Origin of the sequence: Liquorilactobacillus satsumensis (assembly GCF_964065465.1) — a bacterium.
Lineage (GTDB): Bacteria > Bacillota > Bacilli > Lactobacillales > Lactobacillaceae > Liquorilactobacillus > Liquorilactobacillus satsumensis.
This window is the reverse complement of sequence record NZ_OZ061606.1, coordinates 109549-130697: the sequence shown is the minus strand read 5'-3', so window position 1 is coordinate 130697 and position 21149 is coordinate 109549. Positions and strand designations below refer to the sequence as shown.

Here is a 21149-nt window from a genome sequence, read left to right as displayed (position 1 = left end):
AGTAGCAATGCTGATAACGAAGGGCTTTTTTGTTGTGAAATAAAGTGAAGTAAATCTGATGTGGATTGAAGGATGGTTTACAAGATTAACAATTTTTATGTAAACGTTTTAATTGTAAAGGACGGATTTAAGAACTGGCAATTGTTAATAAATCTTACAAAAATGTTGTTATAACAGCATTTGTTCTTTGAATAAATTACAAAGTTTAATAATCTTAACTTCATAGAAAGTTCAAATTTAACAGCTACCCTTGAATTATAAGTTTGGAGGTATCGCACTAAAAATACAGGTAATAGGGTGATAATTTATGATAAGAGAGCGAATAAAGCGTTGGGACTATTGGTTAGTCGGTATTTTAATTTTAGCTGCTTTTCTATATGGCTGGAGCATTTGGACAGCCGGATATTCAAATAATTTTTATACAGCAGCAATTGTAAGTATGAGTGAGAGCTGGAAAAATTTCTGGTATGCCAGTTTTGATCCAGCCAGTTTTATCACAGTTGATAAGCCACCTGTTGCACTGTGGTTCATGGTTATCTGTGTTAAAATATTCGGTCTTCACGGCTGGAGCATTGTTTTGTCTTCAGTTCTTTTCGGAATCGGCTCTGTAGCATTAATATACAAGATGATTAAACCATATTTTGGGAGATTAGCTGCTAATATGGGTGCGTTTTTTATGACGATTACACCCATTGTGGTAGCTGTATCACGGACAAATAATATGGATGCAACTTTAGTTTTCTTCCTCTTGCTGGCAGGTTATCTGCTGCAGGTGGCTGTGAGCAAGCAGCGAGCGTGGTTAGTGGCAGTCTCATTTGCATTAATCGGGGTTGCTTTTAACATTAAAATGCTGCAGGCTTTTATGGTTTTACCAGCGATGTACTTTTTCTACTGGATTGCATCAACTGCAGGGTGGAAGAAAAAAATTATGCACCTAGTTGCTGCAACAGCTGCCTTGGTGGTCTTCACATTACTGTGGCCGCTGGCAGTTGATTCAACAAGTACCAGCAAACGTCCATATATCGGAAGTTCTTCTACTAACTCAGTCTTGAACTTAGCTTTTGGTTATAATGGAAGTCAGCGGCTCTTGGGACAAACTTCTGGAACTGGTGGTCGTTTTAGTGGCATGGGTGGTTCAAGCAAGAAGGGCAATCATGCAGGTAAAATGAATGGTACACGGCCAACTGGAAGCAAAAAAATGACTGCTCCTAAGGGAATGACTGGTATTAAAAAAGCGGGCACTGCTGGCGGACAGACCGGTAAAATGGGTCAAAACGGCGGCGGTGGTGGCGGCAGTAATATCTTTAATGTTGGATCCGCTGGGCCATTTAGATTATTACAAAAGGCGTTAGGTCAGCAGGTTAGTTGGATGTTCCCATTGGCTTTAATGGGGTTAATTGCAACTTTCCTTTATGAAATTAAAAAGCAACGCAGATGGTGGCAAACAACTAAAAAACAGCAACAGCTCTTCTATTGGGCTGGTTGGTTAGTGCCAGTTGGTGCATTTTTCAGTATTGCAAGCTTCTTCCATCCTTATTACATGGTAATGGTGGCCCCACCGTTAGCTGCTTTAGCTGGAATTGGCGTAGCAACTTTTGTGGGCGCCTTAAGAACTAGCAAACCACAGTGGCAACTTTATCTTCTAGCTGCAAGCTTTTGGTTGACTGGGATTTTACAGGCATGGTATGCATACAGTTATTATCCATGGCTAAGCTGGATTATTGTGGCCGGGACAGCTGCTGCATCGTTACTAGCAGTCTTCTTTTACCGAAATACGCTTAAAAGTATGGTATGTGCCGCTGTAGCGACTGTTTTTCTCTCACTTGCACCTGGTTTTTGGGCGTTGACTCCTACTTTGGCGGGGGCTTCTGATGCAATTCCTTCAGCCGGACCTGACTTGTTAAGTAGTTCAGGCGGAGCAAGCGGTGGTTTAGGCAGCGAGCAGGCTAATACAAAAATGATCAAGTATCTTGAAAAGCATAACAACGGAGCAAAATATTTATTTGCGACGATGGATTCAAATACTGCGGCTCCATATATTATCAAGACCAAAAAAGCAGTCATGACCATTGGAGGTTATAATGGAACTGACAATGCAATTTCATTGGCACAGTTCAAGAAACTGGTTAAAGAAGGCAAAGTTAAGTACTTCTATCTCTCTGGGAAAACTACGAATAGTGCACTTGTGCGCTGGGTTAAAAAGTATGGGACCAAGGTAAAATCAAGTGAATACTCGAATAGCAGTTCAACACAGCAAACGACAACTGGGAAGAGTAATACTGCAATGAAACAGGGCACACCTGGAAAAGGAGGAAAGCGGCCTAGTGGAAAAGCGCCTCAAGGCATGAAGGGCAACCAGATGGGTGGTCGTAAAAACATGAAACAGGGTCAACCTGGCAAGAACGGGAAGACTTCAAGTAATTCGCAGACAAGTTCCTTTGGCGGTTCGATGGGTGGCCAAAGTGGCACACTCTATAAACTGGATTAAAGTGGTTCGTATAAAAGCTAATTTATCATTTTTAACGAGGACTTAAACACACACTAGTGAATAGGAGGTCAACTTCTATGGGTAACAGATTAACAATTGTTTCGCCATGTTACAACGAAGAAGATGTACTTGCGGAAGCTGCTAAATTGCTGGGAGAAATTCTGGATAAATTGATTGCACAGGGAAAAATTGCAGCAGACAGTAAGATTCTTTTTGTTAATGATGGAAGTGTTGATGCAACTTGGCAAATGATCAAAGAACTTGAACACAAGTCTCCCAAATATACTGGAATCAAGTTCAGTAGAAACTTCGGACATCAGAATGCACTGATGGCAGGGTTAAAAAAAGCTCTTCCTTGGTCAGATATGGTGATCACAATTGACGTTGATTTGCAAGATGATGTTGAAAAAATCTATGAAATGGTAGATTGTTATCATGCCGGTAATGACATTGTATACGCGGTCCGTAATAATCGTGATACAGATTCCAAGTTTAAGCGAAACACGGCCTTGTTCTTTTACTGGATGATGAAGAAGATGGGGGTTGAGCTTGTCCCCAATCACGCTGATTATCGGCTAATGTCTCAACGTGCAGTTAAAGCACTTCTTGAATATCGAGAGGAAAATCTCTTTATTCGAGGAATCATCCCTAAGTTAGGATTTAAGAATACCAAAGTATATTATGCCCGCAAAGAGCGTTATGCAGGAGTAAGCCACTATCCTTTGAAGAAGATGTTGAACTTTGCGATTAATGGAATCACATCGTTTACTATTGTTCCCATTAAAATCATGCTTTACTTGGGAATCGTGATCAGTACACTCAGCGGATTATGCTTATTATGGGTCTTATATTCCTTTTTAACGAGCCACACGGTCTCGGGATGGGCATCTGTAATGATGTCGCTCTGGTTTCTCGGAGGTTTCCAGTTGATTACAATTAGTATTGTAGGAACTTACATTGGTAAGATCTTTGTTGAGACCAAGCACCGTCCACGGTATATCATTGAAGAAGATGATTATACTCAAGGAATGACTAATCAACTAGCTCAAAGTCAAGTTGCTCATGGCACATTAAGAGATGCAGGAAAACTTCCAAAAGAGCTGAACCATGTTAATGTTAATTAATATTAGTAAACTATAGATAAATTAAAGAGAGTGTGACATAAGTCGGGAAAATTTGAATGCTAACTCGAAATTACGAACATAGCGAGTAATTTGCTATGAGTAATTCGAAGTTAGACGGAAAATTTTGACTTATGGAACACTTTGATCCGGAATAAAAAAGAGGCTGTGACAAAATTTAACTTTTGTCACGGCCCCTTTTTGTGTTCTTGATTTCTAAACAGCTAGTGCTGAAATGTGTACCAAAAGACAGTTGGCTGCACTTAACCCCGTAAACCAAACAATCTAATACCTGAATTATCCGCCTGACGCTGTTAATTTCTGCCAACTAAATGCCTTTTGTCCCGCTCGCTTTTTGACCAGCAGTGCTTTAACACGGAATTAACATCTGAGGTGGAAGATTAACACTGCTTTAACAGTAAATTTGTTATATTACGTGATAGAAAATAATAAAGGAGAAGATGAAGATGATTATTTTCACAACCGTACTTGTAACACTTGGTTTATTTATCTATCTTGGTTACGTGCTGTTGAAGGAGGAAGACAGATGAAGATGTTATTACAGTATTTGCCATATTTAATATTGCCATTAGTGCTAGCGATTCCGCTGGGAATTTTTATGAGTAAGTTAGTATTGGGGGAAAAGACTTTTATGACAAAGTTCTTGGCTCCTGTCGAAGGTAAAATCTATCGTTGGTTTCGGATTGATCAAGCGGAAATGGATTGGAAAAAATATACACTCAATCTGCTAAGTTTTTCAGCGATCGGTTTTATCTTTTTAATGTTAGTATTGAAATTTCAGAATTACTTACCATTAAATTCGCAGCATTTTGCGGGCATGTCATGGTCTTTAGCCTTTAACACAGCAGCCTCATTTGTGACCAACACGAATTGGCAAAGTTATTCTGGCGAATTTGCCTTATCCAACTTTTCGCAAATAGTTGGATTAACGGTACAGAATTTCATTTCTGCTGCCGTCGGGATTGCAGTGCTATTTGCTTTAATCAGAGGGCTCAAGCGCACCTCTGTGAAGCTGATTGGTAATTTCTGGAAAGATATTATCCGGATTTTATTATATGTTTTACTGCCTTTGAGTTTCGTAATTTCCCTAGTATTAGTGTCAACGGGAGTTCCTCAGACCTTAAGTGGGTCACGCACAGTTGAATTGGTACAGCCGGTGGCAGTTAATCAAGACGGGGCTCCAATCATGAACGCGCACATTGATGAAAAGAATAAAGTAGTTACAGTCAATGGCAAGAAAATCACGAATGCAACAATTGTAACTCGAGAAGAAGTGCCGCTTTATGCGCAGGCCAGTCAAGTTGCCATTAAACAACTTGGAACCAATGGTGGTGGGGTCTTAGGTGCTAATTCGGCCCATCCTTTTGAGAATCCCAATCCGCTTTCAAATCTGGTCCAGATTACTGCGATGCTATTGCTGCCAATGGCACTTTGTTTTACTTTTGGATATTCCTTGAAAAAGAAAAAGGAAGGAATCACAATTTTTGTAACAATGTTTGTGCTGTTAGCTACTGCCTTAGTTATTAATGGCTTGGCAGAACAAAAGGGGATTTCGCTGGCACATATTGGCAACCTTAATCTGGAAGGAAAAGAAACACGTTTTGGAGTGACACTTTCGTCATTATGGTCAGTAATAACGACAGCAACTAGTACAGGGTCTGTAAATGCTTCCTTGGATAGCTTTTCAGCAATCGGTGGAATGATTGCAATGATGCTGATGCAAATTGGTGAAGTTGCTTTTGGTGGTGTGGGCTCTGGTTTGTACGGCATGCTAGGATTTGTGATTTTAACGGTTTTCATTGCCAGTTTGATGGTAGGTCGGACCCCAGAATATTTAGGGAAGAAGATTGGACCAAAAGAAATGCGGATGGCAGTTTTAGCTTGTTTAGCAACTCCTTTGGCAATTTTGATAGGAAGTGGCATCACCGCCGTTTTCCCAGATACTGTTAAGAGCTTAACAAATGCTGGGGCACATGGATTTTCTGAGTTTCTCTACGCATTTTCGTCAGCTGGGGGAAATAATGGATCTGCTTTCGGTGGCTTTAGTGCTAACACAACGACTTTTAATATTGCATTGGGCCTGGTAATGCTATTAGCGCGTTTCTTGCCAATCATAGCTTTATTGGTAATTGCCGGGAGAATGGCACAGCAAAAGATGACAGCCACTACTAGCGGAACTTTGTCGACTACAAATACAGTTTTTGTGGTCCTTTTACTAATCGTAATTCTTATTATTGGAGTCTTGAGCTTCTTTCCAGCCCTGGCTCTGGGACCAATAGCTGATTTTCTGGCGAGTCATTAGTTAAGGGGGAATCCTCATGGAAGAACAAAAAGGAAAAAATAAAATGCTTGATAAATCAATGTTAATTGCAGCTTTAAAGGAATCGTTTTTAAAACTTGCTCCACGTGATGAAATTAAAAATCCGGTCATGTTTCTTGTCTATATTTCTGCATTGTTGACTACATTGCTCCTCGGATACTCGCTTTTCAATATTAAAGATGGGATTGTAACGAGTGGTTTTATTTTCTCAGTGGCAGTGATCTTGTGGTTAACGTGTTTATTTTCAAATTTTGCAGAAGCAGTCGCAGAAGGACGCGGCAAAGCACAGGCTGAGTCCTTAAAAGCAGCACGTAAAAATGTTGTGGCCCATAAAGTGGATGGGATAACTCACAAAAAAACAGTTGACGCCGACAGTGCTTCTTTAGTTAAAAATGATTATATTTTAGTTAATGCAAACGAACAAATTCCGGCAGATGGAGAAGTGATTGAAGGAGCAGCTTCTGTTGATGAGAGCGCAATTACAGGAGAATCCGCACCTGTGATTCGGGAAGCCGGCGGGGATCGTTCTGCTGTAACTGGCGGAACTACAGTGTTATCGGATTGGTTAATTATTAAGGTCACGCAAGAACCCGGGAAAAGCTTTCTCGATAAGATGATCGGCATGGTTGAAGGTGCCAATCGGAAAAAGACACCCAATGAGATTGCACTTGAGATATTACTGGTGGCACTTTCACTCATTTTCTTGCTGGTAACGGCTTCCTTGTTTACCTATTCAGCATTATCAGCCTCTATTTTAGGGGTGAAAAATCCGATTTCGATTATCTGGTTGGTAGCCTTGCTCGTGTGTTTGGCACCCACAACCATCGGTGCTTTGCTTTCGGCAATCGGAATTGCAGGGATGAGTCGCTTAAATCAGGCGAATGTATTAGCAATGAGTGGACGTGCGATTGAAGCAGCTGGAGATGTTGATGTTCTCCTGTTAGATAAGACAGGAACAATAACGCTAGGAAATAGACGTGCAGCTGAATTTATCCCGGTTGATGGTCATGCGGAAAGTGAAGTCGCAGATATCGCACAACTGGCATCTTTAGCCGATGAAACTCCTGAAGGTCGTTCAATTGTTGTTTTGGCTAAAAAACTTTATGGTTTGCGGGGTCGAACAATCAACGATCAGCATTTCAAGTTTGTTCCATTTACAGCTCAAACAAAAATGAGTGGCGTCGATTATGCGGGGATTGAGATTCGTAAAGGTGCGGCAGACAATGTGGCTCAATATGTCCAAGCTGCTGGTCAAAAGTATAGCACTGCTTGTAAACAGGTCGTTGAAGATATTTCTAAAAAAGGTGGGACACCTTTAGTTGTGACGCGCGATCATGAAGTCTACGGTGTGATCTATCTTAAAGATATTATAAAAAAGGGTGTTAAAGAAAAATTTGCAGATTTAAGGAAGATGGGGATTCAAACAATTATGATTACCGGTGATAACCCTGTTACCGCAGCTGCAATCGCTGCAGAAGCCGGTGTTGATGACTTTTTGGCACAAGCTACACCAGAAAGCAAATTAAAAACAATCCGTGAATTTCAGGCCAAAGGTCATTTAGTTGCCATGACGGGTGACGGAACTAACGATGCGCCTGCTTTGGCGCAAGCTGACGTAGCAGTTGCGATGAACTCAGGAACTCAGGCGGCTAAGGAAGCTGGCAACATGGTTGATCTTGATTCATCACCCACAAAGTTGCTTGAAATTGTGAAGATTGGCAAGCAGCTGTTAATGACACGCGGCAGTTTAACAACTTTTTCGATTGCCAACGATATTTCAAAATATTTTGCGATTATTCCTGCAATCTTTATGAATCTCTACCCACAATTGCAGGTGCTAAATATTATGCGACTCAGCAGTCCTACAAGTGCAATTCTGTCAGCTTTAATCTTTAATGCACTGATCATTGTCGCATTAATTCCACTAGCACTCAAAGGAGTTAAATATCGCGAAGTAGCTGCAAAACAGTTATTGAATCATAATCTGCTTGTCTATGGGATTGGTGGACTGGTGATTCCTTTTATCGCCATTAAAGCCATTGATCTGTGTGTTTCTTTACTGCTAGGACTTTTATAAAAGGAGAGGATTACAAATGAGACGAGCACTTAAGGATTCTGTAGGAATCTTACTAACAGTGGTTGTATTGTGTGTATGCTATACGTTACTAGTTACACTTTTGGGGCAGCTGTTTTTTAATAAGCAAGCCAATGGGAGTTTAATTACTAATTCTAAGGGGCAAAAGGTTGGCTCTGAGCTTTTAGCACAACCTTTTACAGCGAAGAAATACCTCTGGGGCCGAAATATGATTTTAGATACTACGAGTTTTAAGAGCACTCAAGGACGCGTAGCTTATGGAACAATTTCAAATCTCTCACAAACCAGCACGGAATTACGGACCCAAGTTAAGCAACGTGCTGCAGTCATTGGAGCTTTAAATAATCAAAAAAATGTTCCTGCGGAGTTAGTGACAACTTCTGGTAGCGGTCTAGATCCAGAGATTTCACCACAAGCCGCGGCTTATCAAGTCGAACGAATTGCACGTGCACGCTCGCTTTCAGCTAAAACAGTTCAGAAAGTAATTTCCAAGTACACCTCTCAGAAAACAGGAGGAATTTTGGGAGCGGCAAGGGTCAATGTTTTACAGGTCAACTTGGCGCTTGATAAAATAAAGAGCTAATTTTTATTTTTCAGACAAGCTGTGGTAGGCTTGAGTTTAAGGGAGGTGGTGTTCATGCAGGAAGATTCAAGTACGCAGAATCTTTTAGCACAAATTAAGAAAACCCAAGCTAAAGAGCGCGGCAAAAGAGGAAGGCTAAAGATCTTCTTCGGTTATGCTGCAGGTGTCGGAAAAACTTTTGCAATGCTAGAAGAAGCACGCGAACTCAAAATTGAGGGTTATGATGTTGTAATCGGCTACTTGGAACCGCATGACCGCCCAGAGACAGCACAGCTAGCAGAGGGTTTGGAACAGCTTCCTCCAAAACGTGTGCAGCATCAAGGACTTCAAGTTAATGAATTTGATTTGGAAGCTGCGCTTAAAAGAAAACCAACTTTCATTTTAGTTGATGAACTTGCACATTCTAATGTAGACGATCAAAAACATTCAAAAAGGTATCAAGACATTGCGGAACTTCTTAATGCAGGGATCAATGTTTATTCAACTTTGAATGTGCAGCATTTAGAGAGTTTAAACAGCGTTATTGATAATTTGTTGCATGTGGCTGTGACTGAGACCGTTCCGGATTATATTTTTGATAATGCCGATGAGATCAAACTTGTTGATTTGGAACCTAAAGATTTGACAATGCGACTGCAGCTGGGCAAGATCTATTCAACTGTGCATGCACGTAAAGCCTTAAATAATTTTTTCAAAATGAATAATCTGACGTACCTGCGTGAACTAGCACTGCGTAAAATGACAATGAGACTTGCTCATAGAAAAAAAGCAAGCGAGCGCCTTTTAGTTTGTATCTCAGGTGCACCTAGTAATCGGCGAGTGATTCGAACAGCAGCGCAATTGGCGCATGCTTTTAGTTGTGAATTAAGTGGAATATATATTAGTGACGATCAGGATGAAACAGCGCATAGTCAGCAATTAACTGAAAACATTCGCTTGGCGGAACTTTTAGGCGCAAAAGTAGCAACCTTGTATGGTGCGCAAAAAGGAGAGCTGATTGCAGAATACGCCAAGGAAAAGGAAATTTCGAAAATTGTCTTGGGTGCCAGTCAGACAACTTGGCTAGAAGAGCTATGGCGCGAGGACATAGTTGAACAGCTCAATACACTGATTCCTGAAATTGATAAGTTTGTGATTACAGAAAAGAAGCACCGAAAAAAAAGAAAAAAGCTTTTTAGTGTATCCCTTAATCAAGTTGCCAACCTTTCAGATCTATTGAAAACTTTTGCGATTTTAACGGGATGTAGTTTTCTCGGACTTCTTTTAAAGGAAATCGGGTCCAATGACGTTAATATTGTGTTGCTTTATATTCTGGGAGTCATGATAAATGCGCTTGTGACTCATGGTAAACGGTATTCGCTCTTTTACTCGTTTGCAATGCTGTTACTCTATGATTTTCTGTTTACGCAACCACTTGCTTCTTTTCAGAGCAGCCCCAATAATCTTTTGACTTTTATAGTCATGTTTTTAGTCGCCTTTTTGAGTAGTTCGTGGACTACAAAGCTTAGAAAACAAGGCATTTTAGATGCCCAAAGAGCGTATCGTACTGAAATATTACTAAAAACAAATCGGCTCCTGCAACGCTCCCCTAGTCTTGCAGAAATCTATCAGGTGACAGGGGAACAACTGCGTGAACTTTTAAAGTGTCCAGTTTGTATTTTTCCCGGTAATCAAGAAAATTTGAGTATGCCACATTTTTTTGGTGATGGCAAAGACAACCAGGCAACAACCATTACCACGACTGAACAGGCAATCGTATTGTGGGTATTGCGTAATCGCAAAAGAGCAGGGTTTGGGACAGATACTTTGCCCAAAGCAGACTATCTGCACCTTCCGCTTAATGATCCGGAAGAACCGCGTTATGCATTGGCAGTTGTTTCATTAGGTCTTAAAAAAAGTGTGCATCCGGATTCCTTTACACTGGATTTAGCCTATTCTATCTGTGATGAATGCGAACAGGCTGTTTTAAGAATTAAAAATCTTAAGCAAAAAAACGAAGGCGAAGCGCTGGCACGACAGGAAAAATTGCGAGCTAATTTGTTACGCGGGATCTCGCATGATTTGCGCACACCTTTGACTACGATTTCTGGGAATGCTGATATTTTACTGCATAGTGAATATGAGTTAGAAGAGACGCAGCGAAAAGAGCTATACCATTCGATTTATAATGATGCTACCTGGTTAATCAATCTGGTTGAAAATCTACTGGCGATGACCAAGGTTGATGAAGGAAGTCTCAAGGTTAAACGCAGACCAGAATTAGTAGAAGATATTTTCCAAGCAGCACTCAGTCATTTGAGTGCGAATGCTGTAAAACACACCCTTGAGACTAAAATTGAATCGCAGATGTTGATATTAGATACGGATGGACAGTTAATCACCCAAGTACTCATAAATATCATTAATAATGCAATTCAATATACGCCAACCGGTTCTAAAATTATTCTGACAGCTAATTCGACCGCCAATGGACGTGCGCAGATTAGTATTTACAATGATGGACCGCATATTGATGAACAGGCGATGACTAAGATTTTTGAATTGTTTTATTCAGGAAATTCCATCTATGCTGGTCGCAAAGGAATGGGGATCGGGTTGGCGCTTTGCAAATCGATAATAGCGGCTTGTGGAGGGCGCTTAGAAGTCGAGAACGTGCAACCAAAGGGAGTCCGTTTCTTTTTCACATTACCATTATGGAGGGACAAAGATGAGTAAAATTCGCATACTTGCTGTAGAAGATGATCAAGAGGTTGGCAGATTGATTACAATGACTTTAAAAGCCAATCATTATGTGTATGAGTGGAGTAAAACAGGGAATGATGCGTTAAGTGTTTTCTCACTTTTTCAACCAGAGGTAATTTTACTTGATTTAGGATTGCCTGACATGGATGGAATTGAAGTCATCAAACAGGTCCGAGCAATTAATCAGACTCCAATAATTGTGATTTCAGCACACAGTGAAGAAGAAGATAAGATTAGTGCACTTGATGAAGGGGCAGACGATTATCTAGTTAAGCCCTTTTCCGTTAATGAGATGCTGGCGCGTATTCGAGTTGCATTGAGACGCAGGCAAGTAGTTGCAGATAGTGCTGCACAACAGCGCAGTTACGTGAATGGCGCTCTAAAAATTGATTTTTTAGGCAGAACTGCCTATCTGAATGCCAAACCCTTGGCTTTAACGGAGACAAATTATAAATTACTATGCCTGTTGGCTGCCAACACAGCTAAAGTGCTGACACATGGCTATCTAATGCGTGTTCTCTGGCAGGATAAGCCATTAGATGATACGACTTCGCTACGTGTAGCAATTGCTGGGTTAAGGAAGGCGCTAGAACCAACCGCAAACTCACCGAAGTATATTCAGACTCATATTGGCGTAGGTTATAGTTTTATTCAACATTAAAGTTAACGCCATCAGTTAAAGATAAACGGCGAACTACTAGGAAGTCTGCAATTGACCAAAGTAGTTCGCCGTTTGTATAAGTATTGATTTTAAAAATGTCTGTTTTAAAGTTCCGCTCGTTTAAGCTTGGGAATGTTTCACCTTGGTGCGGTACAACCGGTAAAGAGTATAACCAATCAGACCAAACAACAACGGTCCAATAATTTCTAAGAAAAGGTCCCAGTATTGGTGTGCACTAACCGCAGAAATAACTGTTGCGCCAACTCCCACAAGTAAGAGTGCATCTGTCAAACAAACGACGATTAAGGTACTCCATTGATGCTTGAAAAAAACAATCTCGGTTTCATTAAATGAATATTTAGCTTTGAAGAAAGCAAAGGCCGTGACTAAAAATAGATAGGGCAGGGTAGAAGAAATATTATCCATCAAAGTTAAGACATTATAAAAACTTACCGCACTTTTGCCGCCAAATGAAGTCAAAGCTAAAAGGATACTGACAAGCAAGGCTTGTGCCCACATTGCATTTGCAGGCATCTGAAAATGATTTAGCTTTGTCAAAAAAGCTGGCCACAATTTTTTAGGAGTACCAAGAATAAATGACTTGATTGGCATAAAGGCAATTACGAAAAAAGAACCACAATAGCTCAGTAACATCATTAATGCTGCAAAACGGGCACACCAAAAACTAAAGGCCGGTGCCGCCGATTTTAAACCTAACGAAAGTGCCATAGTGCGCCCAAGATTACTCATCAGCACGTAGGTTGTATTCCCAAGATTAACTGAAGAAGCAGTAAAAGTTTTTGTCCAATTGGCAGAAGCTCCCCACATGAAAATAAAGAGGGCATAAATAACGGTAATTAAGATCGCACCGAGAGCCATTGCAAATGCAAAATTACGCTTTGCATTTTTCATACGATCAGAAACACCACCGAGAGCTTCAATGCCCGCAAAAGCATAAACTGCAAAAATAACAAATGAGACCGTCTGGCTAACTGACTGATAACTTTTGCGTGGTGAAACCAGCAGGCTTTTAGGTAATGAAATCGGTTCTGCTAATTGAAAATGATTAAGACATAGGACAAACAGGCTTGCAGCAAAAAAGAAAAGTGTGATAGCAACTGCCGCTAGACCGCCAATTGAAGCCAGGTGCACAATTTTTTCAATTCCTTTGGTCGAAATGAAAGTTACAAAGCAAAAAAAGAGAATGCTAATCAGGCCCAAGGTAGTAGTTGAGTCCAGGTTTCCAAAATGCCAGGTACTGGTTTGGTCTGCGCCGGATAAGGTAGTTGAAAGCATAATCCATATTTTTGAAACGGTGGAAACAATTAAAATAATCCAGGATGCAATCCAGACAAATCCGCCAATAAAGGCCCATTTGATGCCCAAGGAATTTTCAAGCCAAGCATAAACACCACCAGGTTCGTTATGAAAGGCGGCTCCAAATTCGGCAAACATCAGTGAAGATGGTACGAAAAATAGGAGTGCTGCCAAGATGTACCAGACGATTCCAGCATAGCCCATAGTGTAATAAGCAATTGAAGTATTATCAAAAGCAAAAGTTGATGTGAAAATCATCAGCATAACACTCAGAAATGTGACGGTTTTAGGAGACAAAGTTGTTGATTTTTGCAAGTCGTTCACCTCAAGCATAGTTTACAGGTTAAAAAACAATAAGTATTTTTAAATTTTTTATAAGCAATCTGTTAAAATTGTACACTGAAAAATAAGATAAAGAAACAAGTTTTTGCAAATTAATGAAAACTATTGTGAAAAAAGTTGGTTTTCAATTTTTTGAAAATTTTACGACCTTGTTTTTAATTAGATATTTACAGAACGGAAATTCTGGTGTAGACTACAACTAATAATTTTAATAATGATATTTTAATAGTAATCTTAAACCGTTGATGCGGAGATCAAGATTGTTGTGCACGTTAAGAGAGTCACCGAAGCTGGGAGTGTGACCGAACGCAGGCAGTTAAATGGACCGCAGAGGGCTTTTCCGAAAACAAGTGTGAGTACGGAAAGACGTCAGACATACGTCAGTTGTCGGGAGTGTGTTGGCACTTCGCTAAGAGTGTGATTACCAGTTTTAATAGTCTTATTTAGTCAACGACTGTTGGATTGGTGTCAAATTAAGGTGGTACCGCGAAAATATTCGTCCTTAAGAATGCTAAAGCATTCCTAAGGACTTTTTTTATGCTCAAAATATAGAAAGGTGTGTCTAAGATGATTGCAGAATTAGAGAAGTATCACGATTTTCCAGCTGTTCCGGTGACAATCCAGTTTAAGGTGGAGTCTTTTGCAGCAATCCAAGTAATTAATAGTTTCAGAAAGGAACATGTGCCATGTTTTTTATTGACGCGTACGACTGAAAAAGATGAAAAGTACACATACTTGGGGATTTCTCCGCAAAGAAGTTATCAAATGCATGCTGAAATGGTGACAATTAATACCCCGAAAGGACAGCAGGTTAAGCATGAGGTGCCTTTTTCAAAAGTCCTTGAGCAGGTCTTAGCCAAATACCAAACACCGCACATTCCAGAGTTACCTCCCTTTCTTGGCGGTCTGGCCGGTTATTTTAGTTATGATTATGCTAAGACTGCCACCTCTGCTCATTTTGCAGATGTGACCGATCCACTCGAACTCCCAGATGCAGACCTATTATTATTAGATCAAGTGATTGTCTATGATCACCGCAAAAAAGAAATTACGCTAAGTCGAATAGTCTCAACGCAGATCACCCCCACAAAGTATCGCGCAGTTCTTGAAGATTTACGTACTTTGAAAGAAAAAATCTTGCATTTACACCTAGATTCGGATTTACCAACTTTTTCAATGGGGAAACTTAAAATGCATTTTTCTTTAGCAGAATTCGAACAGCATGTCGAAGAGGTGCGACGCAGGATTAAAGATGGAGATATTTTCCAGTTAATTCTCTCGAATATGCAGGAAACAAGCATGCGAGGCTCATTATTAGCAGTTGCTCCGCGGCTTTTCACTGATTGCCCTTCACCATATGAATTCTATTTTCAGCATGCAGATTTTGAAGTGGTCGGAGCCTCGCCAGAAACTTTGGTTGGCAAAAACGGACAGCAACTGTTCGCATATCCATTAGCTGGAACACGCAGACGCGGTGCAACAGCTGCCCAGGATGCAGCTTTTGCACAAGAGTTATATCACGATCCCAAGGAACTTTCAGAGCATAACATGCTGATTGATCTGGGAAGAAACGATTTGGGGCGGGTCAGTAAATTTGGCACTGTTCAGGTAACTGGAGTACGCAAACTCTTAAAATTTGCCAACGTGATGCATTTAGGTTCAACGATTGAGAGTACCGTTGCACCCAAAACAACTGCAACTGAGATTGTTAAAGCAGTGCTACCCGCAGGAACACTTTCGGGTGCTCCCAAAATTTCTGCGATGCAGATCATTGCACAGCTTGAGAAACGTAAACGGGGTCTTTACGGCGGCTGTCTTGGTTATTTGGGATTCGATGGGGATTTGGATATGTGTATTGGAATCAGGCTGGCTTATCGCAAAGCGGAACATTTAGTGGTCCATTCCGGTGCAGGAATTGTAGCAGACAGTGTCGCGAAACATGAATATCAAGAATTCAATAATAAAGCAGCTGCTGTGAAAAAGGCACTTGCAGCAGTAAATACCACTGAGGAGGTAGCAGTCGATGCATTATTTGATTGATAATTACGATAGTTTTACCTATAATTTGTATCAAATGGTCGGGACTTTAACTAACGAAACTGTTAAAGTAATCAAAAACGACGAGTTGACCGTTGCGCAGTTAAAGGAACGCAAACCACAAAGCCTAATTTTCTCACCCGGACCGGGGCGCCCACAGGATGCAGGGCAGATGGAAAATTGCCTGCGTGCCTTCATTGGACACATTCCGATCTTAGGAATTTGCTTAGGTCACCAAGCAATCGGCGAAGTCTATGGCACCAAGGTTGTTCACGCTAAACAACTGATGCATGGGAAATCATCATCGATTCATTTAACTCACCCGGATAATCTTTTTGCGGGTTGTCCTGAAAGCTTCACTGGGGCACGGTATCATTCTTTGGTACTTGAGCGCAATAGCCTCGCTTCGGCTCTAAAAATCACGGCCGAAAGTCAAGATGGTAGCATTATGGCAATTGCAGACGATGTTAAGCAGGTTTATGGGCTGCAATTTCATCCTGAATCAATTATGACTGAGCATGCAGTGGGCCAACAAATCATGCGGAACTTTTTGCAACTTGCTGAAGCGGTTTATGCGTAGCAACCACTACTTAATGACATTGACATTTAAATTTTTAACCTGCATAATAAATGGTAATAAAACGTGATGGTGTTCGCGGATAACTATCGAAAGATTGATAACACCTACCTGCTTGCATGGGGGTAGGTGTCTTTTTTTGTCTCTCTTGCAAGCAAATAAACCTGAGGGGGATTAGCAATGAAGCAACCAGTTATTAACTGATAAGAAGCAAGCAATTATTTTGAAGAACAAGCTATCGGGGTGGGAGAAAGAATGAAAGAGAATTTAAAAAATGATGTTAGTGTCATCTGCTTTGCTTTTGGAGGCGGGTGTTTACGCTATTTTTTTACAACGTGGTTAGGTTTTAGTGGAACAGTCGTAGTTAATTTAAGTGGATGTTTTTTATTGGCTTGTCTGACTTATTTCTTTTTGACCTTTAAGAATTTTTCAGAATGGTTAACAATCGGTCTAGGAACTGGATTAATCGGTTCTTACACAACATTTTCCAGCTATAATCTTGATCTCTTAAAGATGATTCTCCAACACACCACAGGAGAAGCGGTGCTATACTTGGTAATCAGCATTTTAGGCGGGCTGCTTTGTGCTTATTGCGGAGCTTTTTGCGGAACCAGTCTAGGAAAAAAGTTGGTTAGGAGGCGGCAGCGATGATTTATTTAGTTGGATTAGGCTCAGCGATTGGATCGTTATTACGTTTTGAAGTGACCAGAAACGTTAAACGGCGTTATCGTCAGAACTGGCCGCTGGCGACGTTTTTGATTAACTTAGGCGGGGCCTTTTTACTCGGGTTTATCTTTGGCTTGCATCTGACTCAAGTTTCTTTTGCATTTTTAGGAACAGGTATAGTAGGCGGTTTTACAACTTTTTCAACTTTAAATACGGAAGTCCTTGGTTTATTCAATAACCAGCATGTCCACACCGGGACCAGCTACTTGCTGTTTAGTTACTTAGGTGGTGGGCTCTTAATTTTTAGCGGCTACTTTTTGGGGTCACTGGTCTAGCATAGAATAGAAAGTTTGAGTGTAAAAATAGTGTCAGCTTAACTTTAGTAAGATCTTTCTGTCACCTTTTAGGTTATTATGAACTATCTTGGATAGTAGCCAGTTCAAAATAAAACTAAAATTAAAGGTGAGGATAAATGGAAATCAATCAAATCTTAAAGAGTGAGCGAAAAAAATTAAAGTTGACACAAGCACAGGTTGCTGCAGAAATCTTTGTTTCGCAAAAGTCAATTTCTAATTGGGAAAATGGACATTCATTTCCTGACATTGATAGTTTGATTCGGTTAGCTTCTTTATATCATTTATCCTTAGACAATATTTTATTGGAGGATTCTAAAATGGTGAAAGATCTTAAGGAAAAAACTGATTTGAATGCAATGAAGAAAATTCAAATGACAGTCTCTATTACCAATTCGCTCTTAATACTAGTGGTTTGTGCCCAGAGTTGGCTGGGGGAGCTGTCTTTGCCAACCACAGTTTTGATCAGTTTGGTTATTATGCTAAACATCGTTTCAACAGTCTACTTTTCGAAGTTAATTAGCCGCCTTGATAATGCAGCAGCAGCTAAAACAAAAAAGAAGCGGCAGATAGTCCGATTCTTGATTTTTGCAATTATTTTTGGTGGTTGTCTGTTAATTGGAACCTTACTGAATTAGGCTTTGAAAGCTGAGTTACAGGTAGTTGACGAAACAGTTATGGTTCTATTAACTAGAAAATTTTGAACAGGGGGCGGTGACAAAAGTTAAATTTTGTCACCGCCCCTCTTTTATTCCGGATAAACGTGTTCCATAAGTCAAAATTCTCCGTCTAACTTCGAATTACTCATCGCAAAGTACTCGCTATGTTCGTAATTTCGAGTTAGCACTCAAATTTTCCCGACTTATGTCACACTCTCCTTAGTTTGCGCGTTGCACATCGTTGGTGAATGAGAGGTTAACGAAGTAACTGCTCCAATGAATCAACCTCGGTGACAGGCGCAAATGGTAAATTTTCAAAAGGCGCTCTGGTTCTATTAATCCAAGTTGTGTTAAAGCCATAACTAGTGGCGCCGTAAATATCCCAAGCATTGGAAGAGACAAATGTGTAATTACGCGCCTCTTCTTTAGCGGCAATTAAACCATAGACACTTGCCGTTGGTTTATATTTTTTGACTGTGTCAGCCGAAAAAATGTTACTAATGAATTGATCGATGCCCGTCTTTTGCAAAATGGGAGTGAGCATTTCGGGAGTTGCGTTTGTTAAAATTACAATTTTTTTATTTTCAGCTGTTAATTTTTGCAATACTTTAAGCGTGTCAGGAAACAAAGGTGCAATTTGATAAGAGAGCAGCATTTCTTGTCGTAAATGAGAATCTTTAATATTAAAGAACTCAAAAGTATAGTCGAGCGCTCTCTTCGTTAAATCCCAAAAATTCAGGTAGAATGTGGGATCTTGTTGCGAAATAAGCCACGCGTATTCTAATTGCTTTTTTCGCCAGAGATCATTAAAATCTTTTGTTAAGGAACCTAACTTGTTGGAAAACTGGTCTGTGACAGCATTTAGATCAATTAGGGTCCCATAAGCATCAAAAATTATTGTCTTTTTCATAACGTTCCTCCTAGCTATTTGTCAATAATTATAATTTATCATTAGAATATCTCGAATGCTTTCGAGATAAGCTTGGAAAGAAGGAAATGATATCAAAGAACCCAATCTTAATCAGGTAGCATATTTGCTAAGTAATGCGCAACGGACAAAAATATTACTTTTTTTGCTGGATAATCGCTTCCATACTGTTAATGAAATTACGCAAAAAACGGATTTGAAGAATAATACTGTCTCATTTCATTTAGGCAAGTTTCTTAAAGCCGCTTGGGTAATTTGCACAGTGAAGGGCAAATTTCATTATTATAGACTTAAAAATGCTCAAGTTGCGGCTCTCATAGAAACAATGCTGGTGCTCGCCCCACGAAAGGAAATCCTTTCTTTTACTCAAAATAAGGTTTATTTACGCCTGAAACAAGCACGGGTTTGCTATGACCATTTAGCAGGCGAGCTTGGCGTGAATTTACTACAGCAGCTGCTGCAAAAGAAATGGATTACTAATACTGCTTCCGGGTTAGTGATTACAAGCCATGGCAGTTTCCAGTTTGCTCAAAAATTTAATATTAGTTTTGCAGCATTCGAATTACAAGACACAATGATCCTGGCAACTTGTCCTGACTGGAGTGAAAACAAACGGCATCTAAAAGGTGCGCTCGCCAGGCAGTTGTTACGATTTATGTTTGTGCATGCTTGGCTTTATTTTCCAGTTGAAGATAGTCGAGCGGTTGCGTTGACCGCTAAGGGACGGCGCAAGTTCAAAGAATATTTTGACTGATCAAGCAGCCTTAACAGCCGAGTTTTGGGACTAGGCACAACGAGTTAGCTTTTAAAATAACTGCAAAAACTACTGTGCTTTTGGATCTGCTGAACTGACAAAAAGCAGGCCCACTAGGAATGTACAACAGGCAAGCAGTAACAAGACCACTAGCGCAACTTCCCAATTACCAACGCTAGTTTTAAGTTGTCCTAACAAAGTTGGACTCAGACAAGCGATGAGGTAGCCGATTGATTGGACAATCCCGCCGATTGCACTCGCTTCGCGTGCAGAATGTGCGAGTGTTGTAATGAGGCTCAAAGACAACGAGAAAATTGCAGCAGTTGTCAAGCCTAAGCAAATCACGGCGCTTGTTAATAGCAGCAGTGAAGGCTTGCCAAGCAGCAACAAGCCTAAGCCAATGAGGTACCCACTAAGCAAAAAAATCAGTACCGTTTGCAATGTGCGTCTTGAGGTCTTAAGGCGCGGAATAAGATACGAAATTGGAATTCCACTGAATTGAAAAAGTGCAAAAAGCCCGCCAACTGCTAAAACGGAAAGTTTTAAATTACTCAAAATACTGGGTAACCAAGCTACTAATCCATAAAAAATAAAAGATTGCATTCCCATGAAAAATGCGAGAATTAGCACTCGTGGTTGTTTAACAAGCAACTGTTTGAGACTCTTTTTCTGGGGCATTGGCGCGTGGTGATCGTTGACTTGAGCGTTGCTTATTTTTTTAGGAAGCAGGAACCAGCCGCAAAGCGCGACAACTGGCGGAAGTGAGACTAACTGAATGACTGCTTGCCAACCAATATTTTTGGCTAAAAAGGCTGCGGAGTAACCAATTAATGCAGCCCAGAGACTAAGTGCCGCAATGTAAAGGCCATTTAAGATACTAGCTTTTTCCGGGGCGCGTTCCATAATGATGGTGGGGATTAGAACATTTAAGAGCGTAATTGCTGTTCCTACAAGTGCAGTTCCCAAAAAAAGCAACGGCAAGGAGTAGATCCGCACGAAATTTGCAACCAGTAACAGTGTCAAAGATAGCAGTAACGAGCCTTGTGTTCCCAGTCGGTGAATTACTAAAGGTGCTAACACTGAAAATATTCCAAAACAAACCAGCGGAATAGTGGTTAAGATCCCCATTTCAGTAGCAGAAAGTTTAAAGGCTTGCATAATATAAGTACTCAATGGCGGAATAACAATAATTGCTAGGCGCAGATTGCCGGCAATTAGAAAAATCTCCCAATTCAAATTAAACTTTATTTTTTCCATGCTGATGATTCGCTCCCTTTAAATTAATTAAAACAATAAAAAGCCCACCTAAACAAGCATTCTTGCCTAGATGGGATCCATTCTAGTATCATGACGAAATAAATTTCGCTATCAGAATTGTACCGCATTATTTTAGCACCTGATCTTTCTTAAAGTCAAATTCAAGTGTAATTAGCAATAAATTGAATTAAGATTAAAGCTGAGAAGGTATAAAAAAAACAATTTAGT

17 protein-coding genes are annotated in these 21149 nt (G+C 40.3%); 14 read left to right on the top strand and 3 right to left on the bottom strand.

The window, feature by feature from the left end; all coding sequences use genetic code 11:
* Nucleotides 1–307: 307 nt before the first annotated feature.
* From AB3Y88_RS00655 to AB3Y88_RS00620, 8 genes are all read left to right on the top strand, one after another.
* Entirely contained in the window at nucleotides 308–2488 is a 2181-nt protein-coding gene (locus AB3Y88_RS00655) for a glycosyltransferase family 39 protein (RefSeq protein ID WP_228888070.1), read from the top strand.
* 77 nt (nucleotides 2489–2565) lie between these two features.
* Nucleotides 2566–3612, top strand: a complete 1047-nt coding sequence (locus tag AB3Y88_RS00650; RefSeq protein WP_082610444.1) for a glycosyltransferase family 2 protein — start codon at nucleotides 2566–2568, stop codon at nucleotides 3610–3612.
* A gap of 458 nt (nucleotides 3613–4070) precedes the next feature.
* Complete coding sequence (locus tag AB3Y88_RS00645; RefSeq protein WP_082610445.1) at nucleotides 4071–4160, top strand: potassium-transporting ATPase subunit F; 90 nt, start codon at nucleotides 4071–4073, stop codon at nucleotides 4158–4160.
* Entirely contained in the window at nucleotides 4157–5932 is a 1776-nt protein-coding gene (kdpA, locus tag AB3Y88_RS00640) for a potassium-transporting ATPase subunit KdpA (RefSeq protein ID WP_056960777.1), read from the top strand. The genes AB3Y88_RS00645 and kdpA overlap by 4 nt, the downstream gene beginning before the upstream one ends.
* A 16-nt stretch (nucleotides 5933–5948) precedes the next feature.
* Nucleotides 5949–8027: a potassium-transporting ATPase subunit KdpB gene (gene kdpB / locus AB3Y88_RS00635; protein ID WP_056960778.1), complete on the top strand. Its 2079-nt coding sequence runs from the start codon at nucleotides 5949–5951 to the stop codon at nucleotides 8025–8027.
* A gap of 16 nt (nucleotides 8028–8043) precedes the next feature.
* On the top strand, nucleotides 8044–8628 hold the full coding sequence (gene kdpC, locus AB3Y88_RS00630) for a potassium-transporting ATPase subunit KdpC (protein ID WP_056960779.1): 585 nt from the start codon (nucleotides 8044–8046) through the stop codon (nucleotides 8626–8628).
* 54 nt (nucleotides 8629–8682) lie between these two features.
* Nucleotides 8683–11343, top strand: coding sequence for a sensor histidine kinase KdpD (locus tag AB3Y88_RS00625; RefSeq protein ID WP_228888069.1), 2661 nt, complete (start codon nucleotides 8683–8685; stop codon nucleotides 11341–11343).
* Nucleotides 11336–12031 carry a response regulator transcription factor gene (locus AB3Y88_RS00620; RefSeq protein WP_228888068.1) on the top strand — a complete coding sequence of 232 codons (696 nt, stop codon included), beginning with the start codon at nucleotides 11336–11338 and terminating at the stop codon, nucleotides 12029–12031. Before AB3Y88_RS00625 ends, AB3Y88_RS00620 begins: the two co-directional genes overlap by 8 nt.
* 120 nt (nucleotides 12032–12151) lie before the next feature.
* Here the strand turns inward: AB3Y88_RS00620 and yjeM are convergent, their stop codons facing one another.
* Nucleotides 12152–13663 (bottom strand): glutamate/gamma-aminobutyrate family transporter YjeM, encoded by a 1512-nt coding sequence (gene yjeM, locus AB3Y88_RS00615; RefSeq protein WP_228888067.1) that lies wholly within the window; start codon nucleotides 13661–13663, stop codon nucleotides 12152–12154.
* A 594-nt stretch (nucleotides 13664–14257) separates the two neighbouring features.
* Between yjeM and AB3Y88_RS00610 the strand changes: the two genes are divergently transcribed.
* The 5 genes from AB3Y88_RS00610 (at nucleotide 14258) to AB3Y88_RS00590 (ending at nucleotide 17961) form a co-directional block, all read left to right on the top strand.
* Entirely contained in the window at nucleotides 14258–15730 is a 1473-nt protein-coding gene (locus tag AB3Y88_RS00610; protein ID WP_228888066.1) for an anthranilate synthase component I family protein, read from the top strand.
* The gene (locus AB3Y88_RS00605) at nucleotides 15714–16307 is read left to right on the top strand and encodes an aminodeoxychorismate/anthranilate synthase component II (RefSeq protein ID WP_367293349.1); all 594 of its coding nucleotides are present in this window, start codon (nucleotides 15714–15716) and stop codon (nucleotides 16305–16307) included. The genes AB3Y88_RS00610 and AB3Y88_RS00605 overlap by 17 nt, the downstream gene beginning before the upstream one ends.
* A gap of 252 nt (nucleotides 16308–16559) precedes the next feature.
* Nucleotides 16560–16955, top strand: a complete 396-nt coding sequence (locus AB3Y88_RS00600; RefSeq protein ID WP_054756942.1) for a CrcB family protein — start codon at nucleotides 16560–16562, stop codon at nucleotides 16953–16955.
* Nucleotides 16952–17305, top strand: coding sequence for a fluoride efflux transporter CrcB (gene crcB, locus AB3Y88_RS00595; protein WP_228888065.1), 354 nt, complete (start codon nucleotides 16952–16954; stop codon nucleotides 17303–17305). The genes AB3Y88_RS00600 and crcB overlap by 4 nt, the downstream gene beginning before the upstream one ends.
* Before the next feature lie 137 nt (nucleotides 17306–17442).
* Nucleotides 17443–17961 (top strand): helix-turn-helix domain-containing protein, encoded by a 519-nt coding sequence (locus AB3Y88_RS00590; RefSeq protein WP_056960785.1) that lies wholly within the window; start codon nucleotides 17443–17445, stop codon nucleotides 17959–17961.
* A gap of 277 nt (nucleotides 17962–18238) precedes the next feature.
* Here the strand turns inward: AB3Y88_RS00590 and AB3Y88_RS00585 are convergent, their stop codons facing one another.
* On the bottom strand, nucleotides 18239–18892 hold the full coding sequence (locus AB3Y88_RS00585) for a haloacid dehalogenase type II (RefSeq protein ID WP_228888064.1): 654 nt from the start codon (nucleotides 18890–18892) through the stop codon (nucleotides 18239–18241).
* A gap of 124 nt (nucleotides 18893–19016) precedes the next feature.
* On the opposite strand from AB3Y88_RS00585, the gene AB3Y88_RS00580 reads away from it, so the two are divergent.
* Nucleotides 19017–19664: a helix-turn-helix transcriptional regulator gene (locus AB3Y88_RS00580; RefSeq protein WP_228888063.1), complete on the top strand. Its 648-nt coding sequence runs from the start codon at nucleotides 19017–19019 to the stop codon at nucleotides 19662–19664.
* 69 nt (nucleotides 19665–19733) lie between these two features.
* Here AB3Y88_RS00580 and AB3Y88_RS00575 read toward each other — a convergent pair whose 3' ends face one another.
* Nucleotides 19734–20921 carry an MFS transporter gene (locus tag AB3Y88_RS00575; protein ID WP_056960787.1) on the bottom strand — a complete coding sequence of 396 codons (1188 nt, stop codon included), beginning with the start codon at nucleotides 20919–20921 and terminating at the stop codon, nucleotides 19734–19736.
* Between the last annotated feature and the right edge of the window lie 228 nt (nucleotides 20922–21149).